Source organism: Curvibacter microcysteis (assembly GCF_028649455.1).
Classification (GTDB): domain Bacteria; phylum Pseudomonadota; class Gammaproteobacteria; order Burkholderiales; family Burkholderiaceae_C; genus Curvibacter; species Curvibacter microcysteis.
The window spans coordinates 88,031-109,415 of sequence record NZ_JAQSIO010000007.1; the positions used below are offsets into that span (position 1 = coordinate 88,031).

Consider the following 21,385-nt stretch of genomic DNA (forward strand, 5'->3'; position numbering starts at 1 on the left):
GCGGCCCTGCTGGCGTTTGCGCCGTGAGGGCAGCGCACTGGTGGATTATTTTTTCAGGCTGTCACGAATCTCGCGCAGCAACAAAATGTCCTCGGCGGTCGGTGCCGGGGCGGGGGCGGCTTCGGCGGGAGTTTCGCGCTTCAGTCGGTTGATTTGTTTGACCATCATGAAAATGATGAAGGCCAGAATCAAGAAATTCACTGCCACGGTGATGAAGTGCCCATAGGCAAAAACGGGTACGCCGGCTTTTTTCAGGGCCTCAAGGGTGTCTGCTGTCCCGGCCGGGACTTGACCTAGCGCAAGGTAGAGGTTTGAAAAATCGAGCTTACCAAACACCAAACCCACGACAGGCATGATGAGGTCGGCCACAACCGAGTCGACGATCTTGCCAAAGGCGCCGCCAATGATCACGCCGACGGCCAAGTCAATGACATTGCCTTTGATCGCAAATTCGCGAAATTCCTTGATGACGCTCATCTTGTGTGTTTCCTTTATAGGGTGTTGCTGATTGCAGTGAGGTGTTAATTTTGCACCTTCTTGGCCTAGCGCAAACCCCGATTGAATTTTTGTGATCTCAATCTAGGTAATTCTGCACATATCACAAGTCGGCGCCTATGATTCTCTTGCATTGAATTTACAAGAGAGCCTCCGGTACAATCCCCGGTTGACCCCAAATCAGCGATGTTCATCGAGGAACCCCATGAGTGACACCCCAGTCGACACCCAGCGGATCGACTCCAGCAAGAGGACGTGGTTAATTGCTTCGACCTGTGCTGGTGCAGTGGGCGGCGTGGCAACCGCCGTTCCCTTCGTGAGTACTTTGACGCCCTCCGAGAGGGCTAAAGCAGCAGGTGCCGCGGTGGAGGTGGATATTTCCACGCTCAAGCCAGGCGAAAAAATCACCGCCGAATGGCGTGGTAAACCTGTTTGGATCGTCAAGCGCACGCCGGAAACGGTGGCCGAGTTGGCCAAGCTCGATGACCAACTGGCCGACCCGAACTCGCTGCGTCACCTCGAGGACACCCCCGAGTACGCGCGCAATACGGCGCGCTCCATCAAGCCTGAAGTGCTGGTGGTGGTGGGCATTTGTACCCACCTGGGTTGCTCGCCTTCGGATAAGTTCACTCCCGGCCCTCAGCCGTCGCTGCCCGACAACTGGGAGGGTGGTTTCCTGTGCCCTTGCCACGGTTCGACCTTTGACTTGGCCGGCCGTGTGTTCAAGAACAAGCCCGCGCCCGACAACCTGCCGGTGCCGCCCCACATGTACCTGTCCGATACCCGCCTGCTCATCGGCGAAGACAAGAAGGCTTGAGGGAACACATCATGGCTGAATACAAGGAAATCTCCCCCAACGCCTCGGCAGGTGAAAAGCTGCTGAACTGGGTGGACAACCGCTTCCCCGCTTCCAAGCTGTACAAAGAGCACCTCTCTGAGTACTACGCGCCAAAGAACTTCAACTTCTGGTACTTCTTCGGCTCCCTGGCCATGCTGGTCCTGGTGATTCAAATCGTCACCGGCATCTTCTTGGTCATGCACTACAAGCCGGACGCCAACCTGGCTTTTGCTTCCGTTGAATACATCATGCGCGACGTGCCCTGGGGCTGGTTGGTGCGCTACATGCACTCGACTGGCGCCTCGGCCTTCTTCATCGTGGTGTACCTGCACATGTTCCGGGGTCTGTTGTACGGGTCGTACCGCAAGCCGCGCGAACTGGTCTGGATCTTCGGTTGCGGCATCTTCTTGTGCCTGATGGCCGAAGCCTTCATGGGCTACCTGCTGCCCTGGGGTCAGATGTCCTACTGGGGCGCTCAGGTGATCGTGAACTTGTTCTCGGCCATTCCCTTCGTCGGCCCTGATCTGGCCTTGCTGATCCGCGGTGACTACGTGGTGTCGGATGCCACGTTGAATCGCTTCTTCAGCTTCCACGTGATTGCCGTGCCCCTGGTGCTGTTGGGCCTGGTGGCCGCGCACATCATCGCCTTGCATGAAGTGGGTTCCAATAACCCCGACGGCGTGGAAATCAAGGGCCCGAACGCCCCCCGCGACGCCCAAGGTCACCCCCTCGATGGCATTCCCTTCCACCCCTACTACACGGTGCACGACATCCTGGGCGTCAGCGTGTTCCTGATGGTGTTCACGGCGGTGATCTTCTTCGCGCCGGAAGCTGGCGGCTATTTCTTGGAGTACAACAACTTCATCCCGGCCGATCCGTTCAAGACGCCCAACCACATTGCGCCGGTCTGGTACTTCACGCCGTTCTACTCGATGCTGCGTGCCATCACGGGTGAAATGATGTATGCCCTGATCGCCTGCGTGGTGGGTGCTGCCTTCTTCGGTGCGGTCAAGTCCAAGCTGCCCGCCTTCCTGAAGGCTGGCGTGGTGGTCGCTGCGCTGGTGGCTGTGGCCTTGATGCTCTCGATCGACGCCAAGTTCTGGGGTGTGGTCGTCATGGGTGGTGCGGTCGTGATTCTGTTCTTCCTGCCTTGGCTGGACCACAGCCCTGTGAAGTCGATCCGCTACCGTCCGAGCTGGCACAAATACCTCTACGCCATTTTTGTGGTGGTCTTCGTGATCCTGGCTTATCTGGGTGTTCAGCCGCCGTCGCCGATTGGCGAGCGAGTCTCCCAAGTCGGTACGCTGTTCTACTTCGGTTTCTTCCTGCTGATGCCCTGGTGGAGCCAGTTGGGTGAACCCAAGCCGGTGCCCGACCGCGTGACCTTTGCAGCCCATTGATTGGCAGGAGAGAAAAACAATGAATAAGCTCGCAAGCCTGGGTTTTGCCCGCCAACTGGTGCTGGGCCTGATGATGGCGCTGGGGGTGGCCGCTGGCGCCCACGCCAATGAAGGCGGCATCGCGTGGGACAAGGCCCCGAACAAGACCAATGATCTGGCCGCTCTACAAAACGGCGCCAAGTTGTTCGTCAATTACTGCCTGAACTGCCATTCGGCTGCGTTCATGCGTTTCAACCGTCTGCAAGACATCGGTTTGACCGAGCAGCAGATCAAGGACAACCTGCTGTTCACCACTGAAAAAGTGGGCGAAACCATGAAGGCTGCCATTGATCCGCGTCAGGCCAAGGAATGGTTCGGCGCCAACCCGCCCGACCTGACCGTGATCGCCCGCTCGCGTGCGGGCCATGGTGGCACAGGTGCCGATTACCTCTACACCTACATGCGCACCTTCTACCGAGACGAGAGCAAGGCGACCGGCTGGAACAACCTGGTGTTCCCCAGTGTTGGCATGCCGCACGTCCTGTGGGAGCTCCAAGGTGCCCGCCGCCCAGTGTTCGAAGAACGCGAAGAACACGGTCACAAGACCGAGGTTTTCAAGGGGTGGGAACAGCTCACGCCAGGCAGCATGACCCCTTTGCAATATGATCAGGCGGTCGGCGACTTGGTGGCCTATCTGCAATGGATGGGCGAACCAGCCCAAAACACGCGCGTTCGCGTGGGTGTGGGCGTCTTGATTTTCCTGGCGTTCTTCACTTTGATCGCCTGGCGCCTCAACGCTGCGTACTGGAAAGACGTCAAGTAATTCCGCTATCCGCCTGATCAGCGTGCTGATCAGGCCCACAGAGTGGGCGCCTTCGGGCGTTCCACTCTTTTTGATTTTCAGGAGCCCTTACCATGATGGTGTTGTACTCGGGGACCACGTGTCCCTTTTCCCACCGCTGCCGCTTTGTCCTGTTTGAAAAGGGCATGGACTTCGAGATCCGTGATGTTGACCTCTACAACAAGCCGGAAGACATCAATGTCATGAACCCGTACGGCCAGGTGCCTATCCTGGTTGAGCGTGATTTGATTCTGTACGAGTCGAACATCATCAACGAGTACATCGATGAGCGCTTCCCGCACCCGCAACTGATGCCGGGTGACCCGGTGGACCGTGCCCGTGTGCGTCTGTTCCTGCTCAACTTTGAGAAGGAACTGTTTGTTCATGTCAGCACGCTGGAGTCGCGTCTGGCCAAAGGCAACGAAAAGACCCTGGAAAAGGCCCGCGCCCACATCCGCGACCGCCTGACCCAACTGGCGCCGGTGTTCCTGAAGAACAAGTACATGTTGGGCGAGAACTTCTCCATGCTCGACGTGGCCATTGCGCCGCTGCTTTGGCGCCTGGACTACTACGGCATTGAACTCAGCAAGAACGCTGCGCCGCTGCTCAAGTACGCCGAGCGCATTTTCTCGCGCCCAGCCTACATTGAAGCGCTGACGCCCTCCGAAAAGGTCATGCGCAAGTAAGCGCCGCGCCGGACATACGCCATGAACGCACAGGAATCTACTTCGACCCGTCCTTATCTGATCCGTGCCCTCTACGAGTGGTGCTCAGACAACGGATTCACGCCCTACGTCGCAGTCTCTGTCGACGAGACCGTGCAGGTGCCGCGTGAATTCGTCAAGGATGGCGAGATCGTGCTCAACGTCAGTTTTGATGCCACCAGTGGGCTCAACATTGGCAATGATTTCCTGTCGTTCAAAGCCCGCTTTGGTGGCGTGCCGCGTGATATTTCGGTGCCCATTGAGCGGGTCATTGCGATCTATGCCCGTGAGAATGGGCAAGGCATGGCGTTCCCGGCCCCCGTGCCATCGGCCAGTCCGATGCTCAATGAGGCTGCTACCCCAGCGCCTGCGGAGTCGTCCAGCGAGGATCGTGTGGTTCAATTGGTGAGCGCCGAGGCCCACCCATCCGATCTGCCTGAGCCACCCAAGCCGGCGCCAACGGGTGGCGCCCGTCCCGCACTCAAGCGGGTGAAATAAGCCCAGTAGTTTGATTGGGATCGTGTTTTTTGGCGGTTAGAATCCCGCCTGAATTCAGAGATTCAGCCGGTTTAGCTCAGTTGGTAGAGCACCCGCCTTGTAAGCGGTAGGTCGTCAGTTCGAATCCGACAACCGGCACCATCGTGCCCCCAGTGGCCTTTCATGGCCTTGCGCCCACCTCACCGTCGGTTTGTGTTTTGAACCTTCAGGCGGATTGCGGTAACCTCCCACCCCCGACTTCGCAAATGAGCTTCAAAGGCTGGCAATTGCTGCCTGAGTTTGGCTGCCGCCGCATTGGAGTTCAGTAGCAAGCACCACGTCGTGCCTTCAATCGGCCCCGCCTGGATCGCTGAACGCAGCATGGGGGGGATCAGGGGCTCAATGGCCTTCAGACGTTGGGCTGAATCCCGGACCAATTCCGACAGCTTGGCGAACGTGGGCGACGCCATCGAGGCTTGTGCCCAGGTGATGGATTGGTGTCGTCGTTGCATGCGGGTGGACTATCTGCTTGAGAGGTGATTCGATTGCAAGTGATTATCACGGATGCTTGGTTGGCCAAGAGTCGGGCCATCCATTTGAGTGGCTGGCAACTGATGGCCGCGGCGCTGACAGCGTCCCTGGGCCTCATGCTGGTCGCCGCAGGGCTTTACCACTGGGTCTTCTTGAAGGGTGCACGCGAGGGCTGGCCGGTCATTGGTTCGGTGGTTCGTTTGATGGTCAAAGACGAGACCGAGCAGCGCGACCGCTATCTGCGCGAGAACCTCAACGTCATGGCCCGCAAGGTCGGCGATATGGAAGCGCGCATGATGCAGTTGGAATCGCTGGGGGCCCGTGTGTCGGGACTTGCTGGTGTCAGCATGGACCTGAAAACCCCTCCGGGACGCGGTGGAGCCTTGGTGTCGTCCCGGCCTTTGAGCCTCGAAGAGCTGCAGGCCACCCTGGACGATTTGGAGCGCCTCACCACACAGCGCGTGGATTTGATGACGGTCATCGAGTCGCGTCTGTTCGACCAGCGCATCCGCAAGATGATGGTTCCTACCCAGGCCCCCGTGCCCGGTAAACCGTTGGGGTCTGCTTTTGGCTGGCGCATCGATCCCATCACCGGCACTTCGGCTTTGCACACCGGTCAGGACTACCAGGCTGACGTAGGAACCGTTATTTTGGCGGCCGCTGGCGGCGTGGTGGTGACCCAATCCATGCACCCTGAATATGGGCAGATGATCGAAGTTGACCATGGCAATGAATTGATCACTCGCTACGCCCATGCCTCCCGGGTTTTTGTGCGCAAGGGCGATCTGGTCAAACGTGGGCAGCGCATTGCCGAGGTGGGCACCTCGGGGCGCTCGACGGGTCCACACCTGCACTTTGAGGTTTTGGTGCAGGGCATCCCCCAGGACCCAAAGAAATTTCTGAACCTCACTCAGACCCAGGCCAGTGCAGGCACGCCACGTGTGGCCACCTTCACAGCCCCCTAGGGTGCAAAAGGTAGAATCCCACGCTTATGCCGGTTTTTCGGGCCGCTCGCATTTTTTGGAATGGGGCGTTGCAATCCGGGGCACCGGCTCCACCTGAATTCAGCTTTGTTTTAGGGATTTTGGTCGTCCTGTGGCCGCCAGTGCGGGCAGGGCGGTCTTGTTTTCATGGCCACTAACTTCCTCACCAAAATTTTCGGCAGCCGCAACGACCGGCTCCTGCGTCAGTACCGCAAGACGGTGGATCGCATCAATGCGATGGAGCCCGAGTACGAAAAGTTGTCGGACGAGGCATTGCGGGCCAAGACCGACGACTTTCGCCAGCGCGTGGCCCAAGGCGCCCAACTGGACGCCTTGTTGCCAGAAGCCTTTGCCGTTGTGCGCGAGGCTTCCAAGCGCGTGATGCGCATGCGCCACTTCGACGTTCAGTTGATTGGCGGCATGGGCCTGCATTTCGGCAAGATCGCTGAAATGCGCACGGGCGAGGGCAAAACCCTGACCGCCACTTTGGCGGTGTACCTGAATGCCTTGTCTGGCAAGGGCGTGCATGTGGTCACGGTCAACGACTACCTGGCCAGTCGCGATGCTGCTTCCATGGCTCGGCTGTACAACTTCCTGGGCTTGGAAGTCGGCGTCAACCTGCCGCAGATGCCGCGTGAGGCCAAGCAAGCCGCCTACCGTGCCGACATCACCTACGGGACCAACAACGAATACGGCTTCGACTACCTGCGCGACAACATGGTCTACGAGACCGGTGACCGAGTGCAGCGAGGGCTGAATTTCGCCATCGTCGACGAGGTGGACTCCATCCTGATTGACGAGGCCCGCACCCCGCTGATCATCAGCGGCCAGGCTGACGACCACACGGCGCAGTACATCGCCATCAACAGCGTCGTGCCGCTGCTGGTGCGTCAAGAAGGTGAAGCCGACCCTCGCACCGGTGAAGGTGTGACCAAGCCCGGTGACTTCACGGTCGACGAGAAAACCCACCAAGTGGTGCTGACCGAGCAAGGCCACGAAAACGCCGAGCGCATCCTGGCCCACGCCGGCCTGCTGCCTGAGGGCGCCTCGCTGTACGACCCGGCCAACATCTCGCTGATGCACCACCTCTACGCGGCGCTGCGGGCCAACCACCTGTACCACCGCGATCAGCACTATGTGGTGCAAGAGGGCGAGATCGTCATCGTTGACGAGTTCACGGGTCGTCTGATGTCGGGGCGCCGCTGGAGCGATGGCCTGCACCAGGCCGTTGAAGCCAAGGAAGGTGTGTCCATCCAGGCTGAGAACCAAACCCTGGCCTCGATCACCTTCCAGAACTACTTCCGCCTGTACGGCAAGCTCGCCGGCATGACGGGCACGGCCGATACCGAGGCTTATGAGTTCCAAGAGATCTATGGTTTGGAAACCATGGTCATCCCGCCGAACCGCCCGAGCCGTCGCGACGACCAACTCGACCGTGTCTACAAGACCACCAAAGAGAAGTACGACGCTGCAGTCAAGGACATCCGCGAGTGCTACGAGCGCGGCCAGCCCGTGCTGGTGGGCACCACCTCGATCGAGAACTCAGAGCTGATCTCGCAACTGCTGGACCGCGAAAAGCTGCCTCACCAGGTGCTCAACGCCAAGCAGCATGCCCGCGAGGCGGACATCGTGGCCCAGGCCGGTCGTCCGAAGATGATCACCATCGCCACCAACATGGCGGGTCGGGGCACCGATATCGTTTTGGGGGGCAACATTGAAAAGGCCCTGGCCGAGGTCGAAAACGACCTCGCTCTGGACGCTGCCCAGCGCGAAGAAAAGCTCAAAGCCTTGCGCGAAGCCTGGCTGCGTGACCACGAGCTGGTGAAGCAGCAAGGTGGTCTGCGCATCATCGCCACCGAGCGCCATGAGTCGCGCCGCATCGACAACCAGCTGCGTGGCCGTTCGGGCCGCCAAGGTGACCCGGGCTCGTCGCGCTTCTTCCTGAGCCTGGACGACCAGTTGATGCGCATCTTCGCGGGCGACCGCGTGAAGTCCATCATGGACCGGCTCAAAATGCCCGAAGGCGAGGCCATCGAGGCGGGCATCGTCACGCGCAGCATCGAGTCGGCCCAACGCAAGGTCGAAGCCCGCAACTTCGACATCCGCAAGCAACTGCTGGAGTACGACGACGTCTCCAACGACCAGCGCAAGGTGATCTACCAGCAGCGCAATGACATCCTGGATGCGCAAAACCTGGAGGCCCAGATTGCCAGCCTGCGCGAAGGCTGCTTCGACGACCTGGTGCGCGTTTACGTGCCCGCCGAGTCGGTGGAAGAGCAATGGAACCTGCCCGCCCTGCAGCGCGTGCTGAATGACGAATGGCAAATCCCGCTCGACTTGACGGCCTTGGTCGAAAAGTCCAGCGCCATCACCGACCACGACATTCTGGAAGCCGTGCAAACGGCGGTCAACGAGGCCTTTGCCGCCAAGGTGGCCCAGGTGGGCGGCGACAGCTTCCTGCAGTTTGAGCGTGTGGTGCTGCTGCAGACCATCGACAGCCACTGGCGTGAGCACCTCAGCTCGCTGGACCACCTGCGTCAAGGCATTCACCTGCGCGGTTACGCCCAGAAGCAGCCCAAGCAAGAGTACAAGCGCGAAGCGTTTGAGCTGTTTGGCCAGATGCTCGATTCGGTCAAGAACGAAGTCACCCGTCTGTTGATGACGGTGCGCTTGCAGTCCCCGGACCAGCTCGACCAAGCGGCCCAGGACATGGAGCAACGCGCCGAGCAGATCGCCAACGTGACCTACAACGCGCCCACTGAGACCGGCGAGGCCGAGACCATCGTGGATGCGTCCAACCTCAACCTGTCCGATGCCGCCATGCTGCGGGTGAGCCGCAACGACCCCTGCCCCTGCGGCAGCGGCAAGAAATTCAAGCAATGTCACGGCAAACTCGCCTGAACTGCTGATACTTCGCAAGGCCTGCTGCGCTGACCTCGGTTGGCGCCCAGGCCTGGACACGGGCCACGGCCCGTGTTGTTTTTTGTGGGGTGGCTGGCCATGGTGGGTCAGCCCCCATTTTTGGAAAGTCGACCATGCCTGTTCATCTTTCGGCCCCTCTGCCTCATGAGTTGTTCCCTGTTGCGGGTGTTCGCATCGGCGTCGCCGAAGCCGGCGTGCGCAAAGCCAACCGCAAGGACCTGACGGTCTTCCTGCTCGACGAGGGCAGCAGCGTGGCTGGCGTGTTCACGCAGAACCGTTTCTGTGCCGCGCCGGTGCAGATCAGCCGCGAACACCTGGGCCGCACCACGGGCATCCGTGCACTGGTCATCAACACCGGCAACGCCAACGCTGGCACCGGTGAAGACGGCCTGGTGCGCGCCCGCGCCACCTGCATCGCGCTGGCCCGCCAGTTGACGCTGTCGCCCGATCAGATCCTGCCCTTCTCGACAGGCGTGATCATGGAGTCGCTGCCGGTGGACCGCATCGAAGCCGGTCTGCCCGCAGCGCTGGCCGATGCCCAAGCGGACCACTGGGGTCGCGCTGCCGAAGGCATCATGACCACGGACACGGTGCCCAAGGCCTTCAGCCGTCGCATCACCTTGTCGGGTGTGCCGGTCACCATCACCGGCATCAGCAAGGGGGCGGGCATGATCCGCCCCAACATGGCCACCATGCTGGGCTTCCTGGCCACCGATGCCGCCATTGACCCAGCCCTGATGCAAGGCCTGGTGCGTGACTTGGCTGAGGGTTCGTTCAACCGCGTGACCATCGATGGCGACACCTCGACCAACGATTCCTTCTTGCTGATGGCCACCCACCAAGCGGGCAACCCCAGCATCACCCAACTCGACAGCGGCGACGGCGCCACGCTCAAGGCGGCCTTGCTTGAAGTGTCTCGGCTGCTGGCCCAGGCCATCGTGCGCGACGGCGAAGGCGCCACCAAGTTCATCACCGTGCGGGTCGAGGGCGGCAAGACCGCTGAGGAATGCCGCCTGGTGGCCTATGCCATTGCCCACTCGCCACTGGTCAAGACGGCCTTCTATGCCAGCGACCCAAACCTGGGCCGCATCTTGGCGGCTGTGGGTTATGCCGGGATCACGGACCTGGACCAGACTGGCATTGACCTCTACCTGGACGATGTCGCGGTGGCCCTGAAGGGCGGCCGAAACCCCGCCTACCAGGAAGAAGATGGTCAGCGCGTGATGAAGCAAAGCGAGATCACCGTGCGCGTGGTGCTGGGTCGCGGCACGGCCAGTGACACCGTCTGGACTTGCGACTTCAGCCACGACTACGTGAGCATCAACGCCGACTACCGCTCTTGAAATTGCGTCCCGCCCCATGAACGAGAAATTCGAACACTTGATGCTGCGCGCCGAGCAATTGATCGCGCGCATCGAATCCGTGTTGCCCCAGCCCTTGGCGGCACCATCTGACTGGAATGCTTCGATCGCCTGGCGCTACCGCCGTCGGGGCTCGGGCCATGGGGTGCTGGAACCGGTGCGCCATGTGGCGGACATGCGCCTGGACAGTCTCAAAGAGATCGATCCACAAAAGGAAAAGATCCAGCGCAACACCGAGCAGTTTGTGCGCGGCCTGCCTGCCAACAATGTCTTGCTGACCGGCGCGCGGGGCACCGGCAAGTCGTCCCTGATCAAGGCCTGCCTCAACCAATATGCGGCGGAGGGTCTGCGCCTGATCGAGGTGGACAAGGCCGACCTGGTGGACCTGCCGGACATCGTGGATGTGGTCTCTGATCGACCCGAGAAGTTCATGGTGTTCTGCGACGACCTGAGCTTTGAAGATGGCGAACCTGGCTACAAGGCGCTGAAGTCCATCCTCGACGGCTCGGTGGCTGCCGCCACGCCCAATGTGCTGATTTACGCCACCAGCAACCGCCGCCATCTCTTGCCCGAGTACATGTCAGAAAACCTCACCTACACGCACAGCGAAGACGGTGAAGTGCATCCGGGCGAGGTGGTGGAAGAGAAGATTTCCTTGTCGGAGCGGTTTGGCCTCTGGGTTAGTTTCTACCCTTTCAGCCAAGACGAGTACCTGGCCATCGTGGGGCAGTGGTTGTCCTCCCTGGGCATCGCAAGCGCCGCCATCGAAGCAGCCCGTCCAGAGGCGCTGGTGTGGGCCTTGGAACGCGGTTCGCGCAGTGGCCGTGTCGCCTTCCAATTCGCGCGTGACTACGCCGGGCGCGCCCGTGGCTGAGCGCGCCCATACCGAGGTGGCGGTGGGCATCCTGATCCGCGAGGATGGCGCCTTGCTGCTGAGTTCACGCCCTGAAGGCAAGCCCTATGCGGGTTACTGGGAGTTTCCGGGTGGCAAGCTGGAAGCCGGCGAGACCGTCGAGCAAGCCTTGCGCCGCGAGCTCGATGAGGAGCTGGGCGTCACCATTGGCCCGGCCGAAGTCTGGAAGGTGACCGAGCACGATTACCCGCATGCGCTGGTGCGCCTGCATTGGTGCAAGGTCTACCAGTGGACCGGTGATTTTGAGATGCGTGAAGGCCAGCGCATGGCCTGGCAGCAGTTTCCGCTGACCGTGACGCCTGTCTTGCCTGGGGCCTTCCCAGTCTTGGATTGGCTGGCCAGCGAGCGTGGTTTTGAAGGCGCCGTGCTGGCCCAGGCAAGCCAAGGCTGAGACGGCCCACGGAGCAGGGTGCAGCGCGCGCCTGGAGCAAGTTGCCGTCCGGGACGGGCTATTCCAGATCTGCGCTCATGCTCACTGCAGGCGCGGGTCGCCGTAGGGGGCATCGTCAGGCGGTGCCTCGGTGGGCATGCGAAAGCTTTCACTGGCCCAGGCACCAAAGTCGATGTTCTTGCAGCGTTCACCGCAAAATGGGCGGTAAGCATTGCTGGGGTGGTAGAGGCTGTCGCCCTGGCAGGCAGGGCAGCGCACGACGCGTGCGCCTTCAGGCAATGGGCGGGGCAGGGTCGCCATGTTCAGCTCACATCAGGGGCGGCCAGCGCGGGGACTCAAGCGCACAAGGCCAGTTCAAAACTCGCATCTTCGCCGGCGGCCTGCAGTCGGCCATCGGTCTCCTGGCGCATCAGCCGCACGGACACCAGCAAGCGGTTGCCACTGATTTCCGGCACCATGCCCAGCGCGGGGTTGATGCGCAGGCGCAGCAGCTGGAAGGTGCGGCCCTGAGGCAGGGTTTGTTGAAACTGGCCTCGCTCGGCCACGACTTTTTGGGGGGTGCCCGCATCGCGCAGCAGTTTCAACAGCAGAAAAATGGAGTCAGCCAAAGGGCTGAGGTGGCCAACCCACTGTTCCAAGTCTTGACGGCGTTGCTCTGGGGGGAGGTGCTGCCAAGCGTAATAAGCGGGCAGGTCAAAGCCACAGGTTCCACCAGGAATGCCGATGCGGCTGCGGATGCTCATCAGCCATTCATTTTCGGTCAGCGTCTGACCCGCCTTGCCTGGCAGGCTGTTGAGGGCGGCAAAGCCGGTCTCGATTTGCCCAATCACGCCATCGAGGATTTGTTCCGAGATGGCGGGGTTGCCCCGGTATCCGTTGAGTACCGCTTTTTGCTTTTCCAGGTCTTTGAGAACATCCGACTTCAAGTCGGCCCGAGCGGCCACGTCCATCACCTCAAACAAGGTTGAGAGGGCAAAGTGGTGGTCCATGGGCGCGTCACGAGACATCAACACACCGAGACGCTTGAACAGCTGTTCCAGACGCAGGTAGGTTCTGATGCGTTCGTTGAAAGGGTATTCGTAGAGGATCACGCTGCTGGTTCCATTGCCGCGCATCATAGCCCGAAGTGAGATGCCAAATCGGCCACTTGCAGGCGCAGTTCATCGAGGCTGCAGCCATCATTGAAAATGACGGCGTCGGCTGCGGCCAAACGCTGTGGACGACTGGCTTGTGCGGCCATGATGGCGCGCACGGCGGTCTCATCCAAACCACTGCGTTGCATCACCCGTTGCACTTGGGTCTCGGGCAGGCAGTCGACCACCACCACCACATCCAACGCAGCGGGCCAACGCCTGGACTCCACCAGCAAGGGGATGTCCAGCACGGCCACTGCATGCCCCTGGTCCCGGGCGGTTTGCACCGCTGCCTGCATCGCCTGGCCAACCAGGGGATGCACGATGGCTTCCAGTTGGGTGCGTGCCTCGGGGTGCTGGAACACCTGGGCCCGCATGGCGTCGCGGTCCAGCGCGCCCTCAGCCGTCAGCATCTGCGGGCCAAACGCCTGGGCAATGGCTGGCAGGGCCGCACCGCCCACCGCGGTGAGGCTGCGTGACACGGCGTCCGCGTCGATCCATGCTGCCCCCAGGGCGGCCCAGCAGGCTGCCACGGTGCTCTTGCCTGAACCAATGCCCCCGGTGAGGCCGATCTGTGTGAAGGCCGGGTGCTGGGGCATGGCGATCAGAGACCGAACAGGCCCAGCAGGCGTGCTTGCATGGGGCCTGCACCCCAGATCAGGGCTGTGAAGCCGGCACCGGCCAGAAACGGGCCGAAGGGAATGTAGCCCCCTTCGCGCAACTGGCTGAAGAGCTTCATGGCGATGCCCACCAGGGCGCCAATCACCGAGGACATCAAAATGATGGGCACCAGCGCTGGCCAACCAAACCAGGCCCCCAGGGCTGCGTAGAGCTTGAAGTCACCGTAACCCATGCCTTCTTTGCCCGTCAGCAGCTTGAAGGCCCAATAGATGCTCCACAAGGACAGGTAACCGCCGACAGCGCCCCACAGCGAGGCGTCAAGGCTCACCCCAGTCCAGCCCTGCAGCGCACCGATCAGGCCAGCCCACAGCAGCGGCAGGGTGAGGTTGTCGGGCAACAGGGTGGTGTCCCAATCGATCAAGGCCAGGGCCAGCAGCGTGGCGGAGAAACCGCACCACAGCGCGGCTTGGGGGCTCAGGCCCCAGCGGTGCACGCAAAAAGCAAACAGGCCGGCGGTGAGCAGCTCGACCAATGGGTAGCGGGGACTGATTTTGGCCTGGCATGCACGGCAACGTCCCCGCAACACCACGTAGCTGGCCACTGGGATGTTCTCAAACCAGCTCAAGGTGTGGCCGCAGGCCGAGCACCTCGAACGCGGGGTCATGAGGTTGAAACGGGGCGCTGTGGACGCGGAAGCTGTGGCTGGGTCTTGGCCTGCCTGCTCGGCCAGGTACTGGGCACATTCCTGCTGCCAGCCGGCTTCCAGCATTTTGGGCAGTCGGTAAATCACGACATTCAGAAAGCTGCCAAACAGCAATCCCACCACGGCGGCCAAGGCCGGGTCCAACCAAACCAAAGCACTCATCAAACCACCTGACCCAACTTGAAAATCGGCAGGTACATCGAGACCACGATGCCCCCAATGATGGAGCCCAACACCACGATGATGATGGGCTCCATGAGGCTGGACAGGCCCGCCACCATGTCGTCGACTTCGGCTTCATAAAAATCGGCTGCTTTGCCCAGCATGTGATCGATCGACCCCGATTCTTCGCCGATCGCGCACATCTGCAGCACCATGGACGGGAACACATTGGCATTGGTCATGGCGGCTGTCAGGCTGGTGCCGGTGGACACCTCTTGCTGGATGCGCTCTGTGGCCATCGCGTACACCGAATTGCCCGAGGCGCCACCGACCGAGTCCAATGCCTCGACCAAGGGCACGCCCGCCGCAAACATGGTCGACAGCGTGCGCGTCCAACGCGCGATACAAGACTTGTTGATCAGCGCGCCAAAAATCGGGATGCGCAAGAGCAGCCGGTCCATGGCCATCTGCACCTTTTCATTGCGCCGCCAGGCTTGCATGAAGAAGTAAAAGCCACCGCCCATGGCGCCAAAAATCAACCACCACCATTGGACAAAGAACTCGCTCATCGCGATCACGAACAATGTGGGGGCGGGCAGATCGGCGCCAAAGGAAGAGAAGACCTGTTTGAAGGCCGGGATCACGAAAATCATGATCACCACCACCACCACGAAGGCCACCACGATCACCGAGATCGGGTACATCAGGGCGGATTTGATCTTGGACTTGATGGCCTCGGTTTTTTCCATGTAGATCGCCAGGCGATCGAGCAGGGATTCCAGGATACCGGCCGCTTCGCCGGCTTCGATCAGGTTGCAGTAGAGGTCATCGAAGTACATCGGGTACTTGCGAAAGGCCCCACTCAAAGACGTCCCGGTTTCCACGTCCGAGCGCACATCGTTGAGCAGCTTGGTGACGCTGGGGTTGGCATTGCCCCGGCCCACGATGTCAAAGGTTTGCAGCAGCGGCACGCCGGCCTTCATCATGGTGGCCAACTGGCGTGTGAACAAGGCGATGTCTTTGGGCTTGATCTTCTTGCCCGAGCGCATCTTGCGCTTCTTGATTTTGGTGGGAAGCACCCCTTGGCGACGCAGCGAGGCCTGCACCTGGTTCTCACCCGCCGCGCGCAATTCACCGCGCACGGGCTTGCCGTTGCGGTCCTTGCCCTCCCACTCGAAGACGAATTCTTTGATGTCTTTTTTGATCGTCGCCATTCAGTTCCCGGTCCGCTTTATTCGTTGGTCACTGCCAGAACTTCTTCCAAGGAGGTCATGCCCATTTTGACCTTGTGCAGCCCGGACTCTCGCAGGCTGCGCACGCCCTCGGAGCGGGCTTGGGTGGCAATGTCCAGTGCACTGCCATCGCGCAAGATGATGCGTTGGATCTCTTCTGTGATGGGCATCACTTGGTAGATGCCCACCCGGCCTTTGTAGCCATTGTTGCAACTGGAGCAGCCCACGGGGCGGTAGGGAACCCAGCTGCCGTCGAGCTCGTCTTCCCGGAAGCCAGACTCCAGCAGGGTCTCGCGCGGGATGTCGACGGCTGCTTTGCAATTGGGGCACAGCCGGCGCGCCAGGCGTTGGGCTGTGATCAAGATCACGCTGGAGGCGATGTTGAAAGGCGCGATCCCCATGTTGCGCATGCGCGTCAAGGTGGTGGGCGCGTCGTTGGTGTGCAGGGTCGACAGCACCAAGTGGCCGGTCTGGGCGGCCTTGATTGAGATGTCTGCGGTCTCCAGGTCACGAATTTCGCCGACCATGATGATGTCGGGATCTTGGCGCAGAAAGGACTTGAGAGCCGCCGCAAAGGTCAGTCCGGCCTTTTCATTGACATTGACCTGATTGACCCCGGGCAGGTTGATTTCGGAGGGGTCCTCGGCTGTGGCGATGTTCACCCCAGGCTTGTTCAGCAGGTTCAGGCAGGTGTACAGCGACACGGTTTTGCCCGAGCCTGTGGGGCCGGTGACCAAAATCATGCCGTAAGGGCGGCCAATGGCTTGCATCAGGCGCTCTTTTTCCTCGGGCTCATAGCCCAGGGCCTCAATGCCGAGTTTGGCACTGCTCGGGTCCAAGATCCGGATCACGATCTTTTCGCCGAACAAGGTCGGCAAAGTGCTGACCCGGAAGTCGATCACCCGATCGGCCCCGATCTTGAGTTTCATGCGCCCGTCTTGCGGCACACGCTTTTCCGAGATGTCCAGGCGAGAGATCACCTTGATGCGCGAGGCCAGCTTGTCCTTGATCGCAATGGGTGGCGAAGCAATTTCGCGCAGCTCGCCATCGATGCGGAAACGCACCCGGTAGTGGTGCTCGTAGGGCTCAAAGTGCAAATCGGAGGCGCGCATATTGAACGCGTCGAGCAGCATCTTGTGCAGGAATTTGACGATGGGAGCGTCTTCGACTTCGGCGGTGTTGGTCTCAGCCACCTCGTCAGCCAGCACCGGCTCATCGTCGAATTGGAACTCACCGCCGGTGCCAATGATGCTGTCCATGGCTTCTGCGGCCGACAGCGTCGTGGCCTCCACCATTTTGGACAGCTTGTCGTACTCGGCAATGATCCAGTCCACGCCCATCTGGGTGGAGAACTTGATCTTCTCGACCACCTCCTGATCGGAGGGGTCTGCCGTGGCAATGATCAAGCGGTTGCTGCGCTTGCTCAGCACCAGGATGCGGTAAGCCTGGCAGATCTTGGGGTCCAGCAAGTCTTTGGGCAGGCGCTGCGGATCGATCGCATCCAAATCCAGCAGCGGTGCCGTGAAGGCGACCGACATGGTGTGCGCCAAATCGGCGGCGGACACCGCCCCTGAGGCCATCAGCTCGGCGATGAAGCTGGTGCGGTGCGTCAACGCCTTCTGATAAATCTCTTCTGCCGCTTTTTGGGCCAGTTTGCCGGCAGTGATCAGCGCCCGGCCCAGGCCGGGCAGGGCAACGGTAGACGTTCTGTTGGCTGGTTCGACAGCGGCCATGAAGCGGAGGAGGGATGCTCAGGAAGGAAAAAATGCATCCTATCATCGCTCAGAGCCAACCGACTGTAAATGCGGCCTGGAGGGGAGGGAAGGTGCAACGATGCGTTGCGATATGTGAAAAATGTTGGATCTTGGTCGGGGTGAGAGGATTCGAACCTCCGGCCTCTACGTCCCGAACGTAGCGCTCTACCAGGCTAAGCTACACCCCGACTGTCCTACATTTTTGAGCTGCGTAGCCCAAGATGCGTGCTGCCAAAGTCCCAATGCTGAGTTTGGGTTTGGATGGCCCTGATTCAAATCTGATTCAAGGCCTGTTCAGCGAAGCCGCTTATTGTAGCAAATCTTTTTGCAGAAAAAAAGCAGCGGCTCGAGTCAACCGCCTGGCTGCGGGCTCTGGGCCTCAGCGCAGTCGGTCCAGTTGCCACTCCGCGTCGCGCAATCTGTCCCGCGCACGGCGTGTTTTGCGGTCTTCGTCCTCAAGTTCGTCGCGGATTTTGCGTCGATCTTCATCCTTGTTGCTTGCTTTCAAGCGACGCTCCAGCTCGTCGCGCCGGCGTTCGCGCTGGTTGATCTGTTGGCGTGCGTCATAGACCTCTCGGCCCAGGCTGAAGCGTCGGCGAAATTCGAGGTCGATGGGGGCGGGGCACACGCCCTGGTAACTTTTGCCGTTCAGGCCCAGTTGCACGGCGTTGTCCAGGCGGCAGTAGCTTTGCAGGCCTTGGTCGCGGCCTTGCAGGTAGGCGCGGCTGTCTGGGGTCACTCGGGCTTCGGCGCAGTCTTGTGTGCGTGCATTGAGTGTGGACAAGGGTTCGCCAGCCAAGCCGTCGCGCAGCCCCACTTCATTCCAGCGTGCGTACTTGCACTCATCTGCGCTCATGGTGGCGCACCCATGGAGCAAGAACACCATCAGGAGGGCCGTGAGGCCGTGAAGTACGCGCATAAATGTCCCCGTAACAATTTGATGCATTCTAGGTCGGATGCATCGCCTCAAAGGGGTGTTGCGGGTGGGATGGGCGCCAGCGTTAGAGCCGGCGCTGGTCGAGGTTCATGTGCGTCGTTCGAGCAACTGGGCGGCCAGTTGGTGCATGCCTGCCGTGTAGGCATTGCTGGGCAGTTGTTCCAGCGCTGTCATGGCGCGCTGAGCCTCTGCGGCGGCGGCGGCTTGGGTGGCTTCCAGGGCGCCCGTGCTGCGCACGATCTCGATGATTTGGGGCAGCTTCTCTGTTTCGCCGTGCTCAATGGCGTGGCGAATCGTCTGGGCCTGTTCGGCGCTACCGCGCTGCATGCCGATGATCAGTGGCAGGGTGGCCTTGCCCTCGCGCAGGTCGTCGCCGATGTTCTTGCCCATCTCGGCGCTGTTGCCTGCGTAGTCCAGAACGTCGTCAATGACTTGGAAGGCGGTTCCCAGTGCTTGGCCGTAGGTGGCGCAAGCTTCCTCGACTTCGCTGGATGAGTGGGTCAGGATGGCTGCCAATCGGGAGCTGGCTTCAAACAATTTGGCGGTTTTCGAGCGGATCACACGCAAGTAGGCTGCTTCATCGAGCGAAGCGTCGTGCATGTTCATCAGCTGCAGCACCTCGCCCTCGGCAATCACATTGGTCGCGTCAGCCAGGGTTTGCATGATGCGCATGTCATTGGCGTCCACCATCATCTGGAACGCCCGCGAGTAGAGGAAATCGCCGACCAGAACGCTGGCGGGGTTTCCGAAGGCCTCGTTGGCGGTGGCGCGGCCTCGGCGCAAGGTGGATTCATCGACGACATCGTCGTGCAGCAAGGTGGCGGTGTGGATGAACTCCACCACGGCGGCCAGGTTGTGGTGCTGCGTGCCTTGGTAATTCAGTGCGCCGGCTGTCAGGAGCAGCAGGGCGGGGCGCAGGCGCTTGCCGCCGGCGGCAATGATGTACTGGGAAATTTGCCCGACCAGGGGGACGCTGGAGTCGAGCCTGTGGGCGATGACTTTGTCGACCTCCCCCATGTCCCGGGCGATCAGTTCAAGGGCGGAAGCGGCGGTGTGAGGGGTGGCGGTCAAGGTGGCGGGCTCTTTCAAGTTGCGAAATTATAGGAAGCCCCCGCCATGCTCCCGGCTGAACGCTTGAGCAGTCCTTTTGCGCCGCTTGGCAATTCGTTGCTTTCATGCTAAAGTCTAGGGCTCTACGGAATTCTCCGGTAGAGCTTCAATTCAAAGAGGTTTACATGTACGCGGTCATAAAAACCGGCGGCAAGCAATATCGTGTTGCTGCTGGCGAAAAAATTAAAGTAGAACAGATTGCTGCGGACGTAGGCCAGGAAATCGTGATTGACCAAGTTCTGGCTGTCGGCAACGGCGCTGAACTCAAGGTTGGCACGCCCCTGGTGTCCGGCGCTACCGTCACGGCTACCGTCGTGTCGCACGGCAAGCACGACAAGGTTCGCATCTTCAAGATGCGTCGTCGTAAGCACTATCAAAAGCGTCAAGGTCACCGTCAGCAGTTCACCGAACTGCAAATCGGCGCGATTGCAGGCTAAGGAGTACGGGTCATGGCACAGAAAAAAGGCGGCGGCTCTACGCGAAACGGGCGCGATTCCAAGCCCAAAATGCTCGGTGTGAAGGCTTTCGGCGGTGAACTGATCAGCGCTGGCTCCATCATCGTTCGCCAACGTGGCACCCGCTTCCACGCTGGTTCCAACGTCGGTATCGGCAAGGACCACACCTTGTTCGCCCTGGTTGAAGGCCATGTGTCCTTCGCCACCAAAGGCGCACTGAACAAGCACACGGTCAACGTGACGCCGGCAGCCTGAGTCTGACGACTCGGTCGCAGCGAGACCTGTCGAAGCCCCGCTTGGTCGGGGCTTTTTTCGTTGGGACCCCTTTTTTGTAAACTGGACATGACATGAAATTCGTTGATGAAGCCTACATAGACATTGCCGCCGGCGATGGCGGGAACGGTTGCGTCTCGTTTCGGCATGAAAAGTACAAAGAGTTTGGTGGCCCCAACGGTGGGGATGGCGGTCGAGGCGGGCATGTGTTCGCTGTGGCCGACCCCAACCTGAACACCTTGGTGGACTTCCGCTATTCGCGTCGCCATGAGGCTCGCCGTGGCGAGCACGGCATGGGTTCGGACATGTTTGGCGCTGCGGGCGACGACATCGTGCTGAAGATGCCCGTGGGCACCATCATCACCGACGCTGAAACTGGCGAAGTGCTGTATGAATTGCTGGCACCGGGTGAGATGATCACCATCGCCAAGGGAGGCGATGGCGGCTTTGGCAATTTGCGTTTCAAGAGTGCCATCAACCGTGCTCCGCGTCAGAAGACGCCGGGCTGGCCGGGGGAGCGCAAGAGCCTCAAGCTCGAACTCAAGGTGCTGGCCGATGTGGGCCTGTTGGGCATGCCCAATGCAGGCAAGTCGACCCTGATCGCGGCCATTTCGAATGCCCGCCCCAAGATTGCTGACTACCCCTTCACCACGTTGCACCCCAATTTGGGCGTGGTCCGTGTGGGCCCGGAGCAAAGCTTTGTGGTGGCTGACATCCCGGGCCTGATTGAAGGGGCTTCTGAAGGCGCTGGTTTGGGGCATTTGTTCCTGCGCCATTTGCAGCGCACCCGCTTGTTGCTGCACATTGTGGACATCGCGCCGTTTGACGAAGGCGTCGATCCCGTGGCGCAAGCCAAGGCCATCGTGGCAGAACTCAAGAAGTACGACCAATCGCTGCATGACAAGCCGCGTTGGTTGGTGCTGAACAAGCTCGACATGATCCAGCAGGACCAGCGCGCCGCGTTGATCAAGGATTTCGTCAAGCGCTACAAGTTCAAGGGGCCCGTCTTTGAGATCTCGGCTTTGACTCGTGAGGGTTGTGAGTCGCTCATCAAGGCCATCTACCTGCATGTGAAAACCCAGCAGGTGGCTGAGCAAGCGCCGGCGGAAGTCGATCCGCGCTTCGCTGAGCCGTCCGACTCCTGATCCGCTTTATCTTCTATTGCCAACA

The 21,385-nt window shown here is 60.6% G+C and carries 23 protein-coding genes and 2 tRNA genes; 14 read left to right on the plus strand and 11 right to left on the minus strand.

Annotated features, from left to right (window positions below):
• Positions 1-45 precede the first annotated feature (45 nt).
• Positions 46-477 (minus strand): large conductance mechanosensitive channel protein MscL, encoded by a 432-nt coding sequence (gene mscL, locus PSQ39_RS16895; RefSeq protein WP_273928018.1) that lies wholly within the window; start codon positions 475-477, stop codon positions 46-48.
• 223 nt (positions 478-700) lie between these two features.
• Here mscL and petA point away from each other — a divergent pair, with 223 nt between their 5' ends.
• From petA to PSQ39_RS16925, 6 genes are all read left to right on the plus strand, one after another.
• Entirely contained in the window at positions 701-1,312 is a 612-nt protein-coding gene (gene petA, locus PSQ39_RS16900) for a ubiquinol-cytochrome c reductase iron-sulfur subunit (protein ID WP_273928019.1), read from the plus strand.
• 11 nt (positions 1,313-1,323) lie between these two features.
• Positions 1,324-2,733 (plus strand): cytochrome b, encoded by a 1,410-nt coding sequence (locus PSQ39_RS16905; protein ID WP_273928020.1) that lies wholly within the window; start codon positions 1,324-1,326, stop codon positions 2,731-2,733.
• 19 nt (positions 2,734-2,752) lie between these two features.
• Complete coding sequence (locus tag PSQ39_RS16910) at positions 2,753-3,535, plus strand: cytochrome c1 (RefSeq protein WP_273928021.1); 783 nt, start codon at positions 2,753-2,755, stop codon at positions 3,533-3,535.
• Positions 3,536-3,627: 92 nt separating this feature from the next.
• Entirely contained in the window at positions 3,628-4,239 is a 612-nt protein-coding gene (locus PSQ39_RS16915) for a glutathione S-transferase N-terminal domain-containing protein (RefSeq protein ID WP_273928022.1), read from the plus strand.
• 21 nt (positions 4,240-4,260) lie between these two features.
• Positions 4,261-4,755, plus strand: a complete 495-nt coding sequence (locus PSQ39_RS16920) for a ClpXP protease specificity-enhancing factor (protein ID WP_273928023.1) — start codon at positions 4,261-4,263, stop codon at positions 4,753-4,755.
• 65 nt (positions 4,756-4,820) lie between these two features.
• Positions 4,821-4,896: transfer RNA gene (locus PSQ39_RS16925), tRNA-Thr, on the plus strand.
• A gap of 38 nt (positions 4,897-4,934) precedes the next feature.
• Here the strand turns inward: PSQ39_RS16925 and PSQ39_RS16930 are convergent.
• Entirely contained in the window at positions 4,935-5,246 is a 312-nt protein-coding gene (locus tag PSQ39_RS16930) for a hypothetical protein (RefSeq protein WP_273928024.1), read from the minus strand.
• Positions 5,247-5,279: 33 nt separating this feature from the next.
• Between PSQ39_RS16930 and PSQ39_RS16935 the strand changes: the two genes are divergently transcribed.
• The 5 genes from PSQ39_RS16935 to PSQ39_RS16955 all read left to right on the plus strand — a co-directional run bounded on the left by PSQ39_RS16935 (position 5,280) and on the right by PSQ39_RS16955 (position 11,835).
• A complete protein-coding gene (locus PSQ39_RS16935; protein WP_273928025.1) occupies positions 5,280-6,230 on the plus strand; it encodes a M23 family metallopeptidase in 951 nt (316 codons plus the stop codon).
• A gap of 165 nt (positions 6,231-6,395) precedes the next feature.
• Positions 6,396-9,149 (plus strand): preprotein translocase subunit SecA, encoded by a 2,754-nt coding sequence (gene secA, locus PSQ39_RS16940; RefSeq protein WP_273928026.1) that lies wholly within the window; start codon positions 6,396-6,398, stop codon positions 9,147-9,149.
• A 134-nt stretch (positions 9,150-9,283) separates the two neighbouring features.
• A complete protein-coding gene (gene argJ, locus PSQ39_RS16945; RefSeq protein ID WP_273928027.1) occupies positions 9,284-10,513 on the plus strand; it encodes a bifunctional glutamate N-acetyltransferase/amino-acid acetyltransferase ArgJ in 1,230 nt (409 codons plus the stop codon).
• A gap of 16 nt (positions 10,514-10,529) precedes the next feature.
• The gene (locus tag PSQ39_RS16950; protein WP_273928028.1) at positions 10,530-11,405 is read left to right on the plus strand and encodes an ATP-binding protein; all 876 of its coding nucleotides are present in this window, start codon (positions 10,530-10,532) and stop codon (positions 11,403-11,405) included.
• Positions 11,377-11,835, plus strand: a complete 459-nt coding sequence (locus tag PSQ39_RS16955) for an NUDIX domain-containing protein (protein ID WP_273928029.1) — start codon at positions 11,377-11,379, stop codon at positions 11,833-11,835. Before PSQ39_RS16950 ends, PSQ39_RS16955 begins: the two co-directional genes overlap by 29 nt.
• Before the next feature lie 81 nt (positions 11,836-11,916).
• Here PSQ39_RS16955 and PSQ39_RS16960 read toward each other — a convergent pair whose 3' ends face one another.
• The 9 genes from PSQ39_RS16960 to PSQ39_RS17000 form a co-directional block, all read right to left on the minus strand.
• Positions 11,917-12,135: a DNA gyrase inhibitor YacG gene (locus tag PSQ39_RS16960; RefSeq protein WP_273928030.1), complete on the minus strand. Its 219-nt coding sequence runs from the start codon at positions 12,133-12,135 to the stop codon at positions 11,917-11,919.
• A gap of 35 nt (positions 12,136-12,170) precedes the next feature.
• Complete coding sequence (gene zapD / locus PSQ39_RS16965) at positions 12,171-12,926, minus strand: cell division protein ZapD (protein ID WP_273928031.1); 756 nt, start codon at positions 12,924-12,926, stop codon at positions 12,171-12,173.
• Positions 12,927-12,949: 23 nt separating this feature from the next.
• Positions 12,950-13,567: a dephospho-CoA kinase gene (coaE, locus tag PSQ39_RS16970; protein WP_273928032.1), complete on the minus strand. Its 618-nt coding sequence runs from the start codon at positions 13,565-13,567 to the stop codon at positions 12,950-12,952.
• Positions 13,568-13,572: 5 nt separating this feature from the next.
• Positions 13,573-14,454, minus strand: a complete 882-nt coding sequence (locus tag PSQ39_RS16975) for a prepilin peptidase (RefSeq protein WP_273928033.1) — start codon at positions 14,452-14,454, stop codon at positions 13,573-13,575.
• Positions 14,454-15,668 (minus strand): type II secretion system F family protein, encoded by a 1,215-nt coding sequence (locus PSQ39_RS16980; RefSeq protein ID WP_273928034.1) that lies wholly within the window; start codon positions 15,666-15,668, stop codon positions 14,454-14,456. Before PSQ39_RS16980 ends, PSQ39_RS16975 begins: the two co-directional genes overlap by 1 nt.
• Positions 15,669-15,685: 17 nt before the next feature.
• Positions 15,686-17,419, minus strand: coding sequence for a type IV-A pilus assembly ATPase PilB (gene pilB, locus PSQ39_RS16985; protein WP_273928035.1), 1,734 nt, complete (start codon positions 17,417-17,419; stop codon positions 15,686-15,688).
• A 132-nt stretch (positions 17,420-17,551) separates the two neighbouring features.
• Positions 17,552-17,628 (minus strand) — tRNA-Pro (locus tag PSQ39_RS16990).
• 191 nt (positions 17,629-17,819) lie between these two features.
• Positions 17,820-18,359 carry a DUF2799 domain-containing protein gene (locus tag PSQ39_RS16995; protein WP_273928036.1) on the minus strand — a complete coding sequence of 180 codons (540 nt, stop codon included), beginning with the start codon at positions 18,357-18,359 and terminating at the stop codon, positions 17,820-17,822.
• Between the two features lie 105 nt (positions 18,360-18,464).
• Entirely contained in the window at positions 18,465-19,394 is a 930-nt protein-coding gene (locus PSQ39_RS17000; RefSeq protein WP_273928203.1) for a polyprenyl synthetase family protein, read from the minus strand.
• A 218-nt stretch (positions 19,395-19,612) separates the two neighbouring features.
• Here PSQ39_RS17000 and rplU point away from each other — a divergent pair, with 218 nt between their 5' ends.
• From rplU to cgtA, 3 genes are all read left to right on the plus strand, one after another.
• On the plus strand, positions 19,613-19,924 hold the full coding sequence (gene rplU / locus PSQ39_RS17005; protein ID WP_273928037.1) for a 50S ribosomal protein L21: 312 nt from the start codon (positions 19,613-19,615) through the stop codon (positions 19,922-19,924).
• Positions 19,925-19,936: 12 nt separating this feature from the next.
• The gene (gene rpmA, locus PSQ39_RS17010; RefSeq protein WP_019576099.1) at positions 19,937-20,197 is read left to right on the plus strand and encodes a 50S ribosomal protein L27; all 261 of its coding nucleotides are present in this window, start codon (positions 19,937-19,939) and stop codon (positions 20,195-20,197) included.
• A 92-nt stretch (positions 20,198-20,289) separates the two neighbouring features.
• A complete protein-coding gene (gene cgtA / locus PSQ39_RS17015) occupies positions 20,290-21,360 on the plus strand; it encodes an Obg family GTPase CgtA (RefSeq protein WP_273928038.1) in 1,071 nt (356 codons plus the stop codon).
• The last annotated feature ends 25 nt before the right edge of the window (positions 21,361-21,385 follow it).